Here is a 4,897-nt window from a genome sequence, read left to right as displayed (position 1 = left end):
GAACCGCGGGCCGGGCCGGGGCGGCGGCGGCCGCACCGGCGGCGCCCGCCGCCGCGGCGCGCGACGTGGACGAGGCCGAGGTGGAGAACACCGCCTGGCGGAGGCGCTTGACCCACGTCGAGAGGCTGTCGGGGCGCGCCGCCGGGTCGGCGGAGAAGACGGCCAGCACCTCGTCGCGGGCCTCGTCGTCCTGTGCCGCCAGCGCGGGCAGATCGCGGAACTGGCGCCGCACCTGCTCGGGGGTGCTGGCGGGCGACTCGCCGGAGAGCAGGAAGTAGGCGATGGCGCCGAACGCGTACCGGTCGGTGGCCGGGGTGCGGCGCCCCTCGAACACCTCGGGTGCCGCGAAGCCGGGGGTGAACCAGACCTCGGCGGTGCGGTGTTCGGCGGTGAGCTTGCTCAGCCCGAAGTCGACGAGCGTGGCCTGCCCGTTGGCGTCGATCATGACGTTGCCGGGGGAGAGGTCGCCGTGCACGACGACGCGCCCGGAGGGCGTTCCCTTGCCCAGGTGCAGCCAGTCCAGGACCTCGGCGAGCTGCTCCAGGTAGCGCAGGGCGTCCCGGCGTTCGGCCGGGGTCTCCAGGGAGTGCTCGGCGCGCCAGTCCCGCAGGTCGAGGCCCTCGACGTGGTTCATGACCAGGCACAGAGCCCGCCCGGGCGGGGTGCCGGCCTCCCCGGCCTGGTGCGGCGGCATGCCCTCGAAGTGCTCGCGGATGCCGACGACCCCGAGCCGGTGGACGAAGCGCAGCAGCTCGGCCTGTTCGCTCCAGCGGGAGCTGATCTTCGCGAACTCCTGCGGCCGCATGGTCTCCTGGGTGTCGAGCACCTTGACCACGACGGGTTCGGCGGCGCCGCCGAGCTGGATCTCGGCGAGGTAGAGCACGGCCTCGCCGCCGCGTCCGATGGAGCGCAGAAGCCGGTACCGGTCCGGCGCCGACTCAGGACCGATGTAGAGACTGGTGTCCAAATCTCCCCCGTAAGTGCCTCTCTGAGGTGGAGCCGTCCCCAACTCCCCTAAGCCGTACCCCTGCCGGCCGCGCAGTCACTGTAGTTGACCTGACACGGGCGGAGGTTCCGACCCTGTGTCAGTTCCGCAATACGGCGCCGCGGGCACCGGCAGGGGACGGGGGCGGGGACGTCGGCGGAGGCCCCGGGGGACGGTCAGCGCTCGGTCAGGAGGCCCCTGCGCAGGGTGGCGAGGGTGCGGGACAGCAGCCGGGAGATGTGCATCTGGGACAGGCCGAGTTCGGCGCCGATCTGCGCCTGGGTCATCTCCTCGCCGAAGCGCATGCACAGGATGCGCTTCTCGCGTTCGCCGAGCCGGGCGATGAGCGGCCGGAGCGCCTGGATGTTCTCGATGCCCTCCAACGCCGGGTCGCTCTCCCCGATGCGGTCGGCGATGCTGGGGCCGTTGCCGTGGTGGTCGCCGGGTTCCTCGGCGCCGGCGTCCAGGGAGCCCGCGGTGTAGCCGTTGCTGGCCACCAGGCCCTCGATGATCTCCTCCTCGCTCAGCCCGAGTCGCTGGGCGAGCTCGGCCGTCGTGGGGGACCGGCCGAGGCGCTGGGTGAGTTCGTCCCCGGCCTTGGCGAGGTCGATCCGGAGCTCCTGAAGCCTGCGGGGGACGCGGACCGACCAGCTCGTGTCACGGAAGAACCGTTTGATCTCGCCCATGATGTAGGGCACGGCGAAGGTGGTGAACTCCACCCCGCGTTGCGGGTCGAAGCGGTCGATGGCCTTGATCAGGCCGATCGTGCCCACCTGGATCATGTCCTCCGTCTCGCCCGCCCGGCTGCGGAAGCGGCGCGCGGCGTAGCGGACGAGCGAGAGGTTGATCTCGATGAGCGTGTTGCGGACGTACTGGTGCTCGGCCGTGCCCTCGTCCAGCGTGCGCAGCCGTTCGACGAACAGCCGGGTGAGCGCTCGGGCGTCCTCGGGGGCGACGGCGTGCGGCTCCCTCGGGTGCGGAAGACCGTCCGCTGTGGCCGTCGCGATCTCCCGCGTCGGGGCCGGTTCCACCCCGATGGGTCCTTCTCCCGCGTTCTTCGCCTGCCAGGCGGTTGCGTTCATGTTCACGAATGCCCTCCCCGGTCGCTTCGTGGACGGCGAGTCGCATACCCGCGATTTCCATGAACACACCAGGGAGATTCCCCCAACCCCGGGAGGCGCACGCCCGCGCGCGCCGACGGCGGCGCGTGCCTGCCCCCTACGGGCGCCTGGCGCGGCCGGACCACCCGGACGGCCCGGCGGCGACGGCGCTCGGCCTGCGGGCGCGCCCGGGCGCCGATACCGTGACCGGAAGCGGCTCCGCACCCGGGAGCCGGTGAGCGGAAGGCAGGACCATGCCCGCACGCCCCGAGGGCTTCCCCTGCTGGGCCGATGCGATGGTGAGCGACCTTGACGCGGCCAAGCACTTCTACGGCGTGCTGTTCGGCTGGACGTTCGAGGGCAGCGCCGACGAGTTCGGCAACTACACGCAGGCCCGGTCGAACGGGGACGCCGTCGCCGCGCTCGTGCCGCAACTGCCCGGGCAGCAGGCGTGGCCCGTCGCGTGGAGCCTCTACTTCGCCGTCCGGGACGCCGACGCGACCGCGGCACGGGTGCGGGGACGGGGCGGCGAGATCCTGATGGAGCCCACGAGCATCGCCGACTACGGCCGCATGTTCGTGGCCCGCGACCCGGCCGGTGCCGTCTTCGGCGGATGGCAGGCCGGCACCCATCCCGGCTTCGCGAAGGTGGGCGTGCCGGGCGCGTACGCCTGGAGCGAGGTCCGTACGCGGGACCCCGCCGCGGTCGACGCCTTCTACCCGGCCGTCTTGCCCATCACCCTCCGGCACCCGCCCGACGCCGGATCAGGTGCCGAGCGGGCCGAGCGGGACGAGGGCGGCGGGAAGGGCGGCGGGGAGGACGTGCTGCTGTGGGAGGTCGCGGGCGCGGTGATCGGCATGCGGCGCCGCGTGGCTGAGGACGTGTCGGCGAGGGGGTCCGTGGCGAGCCCCCGGACGGAGGTGTACTTCGCCGTGGTCGACGTCGACGAAGCCCTGGCCACGGTGGAGCGGCTCGGCGGCCGGGTGCGCCGGGGGCCCGGGGACAGCCCGTACGGCAGGCGGGCGAGCGTCACGGACCCGCAGGGCGCGGGGTTCGGGATCATCGACGCCGGGGCGCGGCCCGGTTAGCGGCGAGCCCCCGCCGGGGCGGGCGCAGGCCGGTCAGGCGCCGCTCGGACCGGGGCGCTGCGCAGGTGCCGGGCGGGAGTGCTTACCCGTTTCGACCCCAGGTCATGCGAATCCGATGTTTCACCCGACAGCCACGGCGGGCAGTAAGGGTGACTGTGTGCCCAGTGGGTCCCCATCGTCCGCCGTTCCGGGAGGAGTTGCCGTGGACACCGTGGTACAGAACGCCGACAGCGGCCCTGACCCCCGCCCCACCCCAGCCACACCGGCCAACCGGGCGTCCTCGTCCGTGGCGGGCACTGCCGCGGAAGCCCCGCCCGCGGACCGCGCCCCGGAGGCCGGCGCCGACGCCGAGTCACCGGGCGGCCGACCGCCCTCCGACACCTCCGGGCTGACCGAGGCCGAGGCCGACGCGTACGTCCGCGGCATCTGCTTCAAGACCGGCCCGCCCCGCCGCGTCGGGGTCGAGCTGGAGTGGCACGTCCGCGACCGGGAGGACCCGGCCCGCGCCGCGCCCCCGGAACTGCTCGACGCCGCCCTCGCCCCCTTCCAGCCCGGCGGGACCCCGGGGCGGCTGCCCGGCGGCGGCCGCCTCACCCGCGAGCCGGGCGGGCAGCTCGAACTGAGCAGCCCACCGGGGGAGTCGCTGGCCGACTGCGTCAGTCTGGCCGCCACCGACCTCGCCGTCCTCCGGGAGGCGCTCGCCGGCGCCGGCGCCACCCTCCACGGACACGGCGTCAACCCGTACCACACCCCACCGCGGGTGCTGGACCACCCGCGGTACCGGGCCATGGAGGCCCACTTCGACCGGCTCGGGCCCTGGGGCCGGGCCATGATGCGTGGCACCGCCGCCGTCCAGATCAGCCTGGACGCCGGGGACGACGGCGACGGACCCACCGGCTACCGGCAGCGCTGGGAGCTCGTCCACCGGCTCGGCCCCGTCCTCGTCGCCGCCTTCGCCAACTCCCCGCGCTGGAACGGACACCCCACCGGCTGGGCCTCCACCCGGCAGCGGATCTGGTACCACACCGACCCCCCGCGCACCCGCCCGCCGAGTGCGCACCACCCGCCACGCGCCGAGTGGGCCCGCTACGCGCTCGACGCCCCCCTGCTGTGTCTGCGTCGGGGCCACGACGGGCCGGGCGCGGACTGGACGGCGCCACCGCGCCTCACGTTCCGCGACTGGCTGCGCGGCGACTGCGCCGAACGCCCGCCGACCCGCGCCGACCTGGACTACCACCTCAGCACCCTTTTCCCACCGGTGCGCCCGCGCGGCTGGCTGGAGCTGCGCATGATCGACGCCCAGCCCGGGGACGGCTGGATCGCGGCCACCGCCGTCGCGGCCACGCTGCTCGACGACCCGGACGCGGCGGCCGAGGCCCGGGCCGTCACCGAGCCGCTCGCCGCGCGGCCGTCCAGCCCGGGGCTGTGGCTGCGGGCGGCCCGCCACGGTCCGGCCGACCCGCTGCTCGGGCCCGCCGTGCGCGGCTGTGTGGCCGCCGCCGAGGCCGCGCTCGCCAAGAGCGCGCCGGGCGGCGCCGCGCACCGGGCCGTCGCCGAGTTCGCCGAGCGCTACGCCGACCGGGGCCGCTGCCCCGCCGACGTCCACCGAGGAGCCGCCTGATGTCCGCCATGCCGCCCGCACCCTCGAACCCCGGCACCGCGGCCACGGGCCCGGGCGCCGCCCTCGCGCCGGGGGCCGCCGTCGCCCCCGCGCCGCCGCCCGG

Annotated in this window: 4 protein-coding genes; 2 read left to right on the top strand and 2 right to left on the bottom strand. The window is 75.3% G+C overall.

Annotation, left to right across the window (positions count from 1 at the left end):
- Positions 1–967 (bottom strand): serine/threonine-protein kinase (locus tag HPT28_RS26275; protein WP_219094451.1); only part of this gene is annotated, 967 nt, incomplete at its 3' end.
- Positions 968–1,161: 194 nt separating this feature from the next.
- Positions 1,162–2,067, bottom strand: coding sequence for an RNA polymerase sigma factor SigF (locus HPT28_RS26270; RefSeq protein WP_219094453.1), 906 nt, complete (start codon positions 2,065–2,067; stop codon positions 1,162–1,164).
- Between the two features lie 272 nt (positions 2,068–2,339).
- On the opposite strand from HPT28_RS26270, the gene HPT28_RS26265 reads away from it, so the two are divergent.
- Complete coding sequence (locus HPT28_RS26265) at positions 2,340–3,173, top strand: VOC family protein (RefSeq protein ID WP_219094449.1); 834 nt, start codon at positions 2,340–2,342, stop codon at positions 3,171–3,173.
- Between the two features lie 202 nt (positions 3,174–3,375).
- Positions 3,376–4,794: an ergothioneine biosynthesis glutamate--cysteine ligase EgtA gene (gene egtA, locus HPT28_RS26260; protein WP_308119535.1), complete on the top strand. Its 1,419-nt coding sequence runs from the start codon at positions 3,376–3,378 to the stop codon at positions 4,792–4,794.
- Positions 4,795–4,897: the final 103 nt, after the last annotated feature.

The organism is Streptomyces sp. JJ38 (assembly GCF_019303475.1).
In the GTDB taxonomy this organism is placed as follows: Bacteria; Actinomycetota; Actinomycetes; order Streptomycetales; family Streptomycetaceae; genus Streptomyces.
This window is presented reverse-complemented; position numbering and strand designations above follow the sequence as displayed.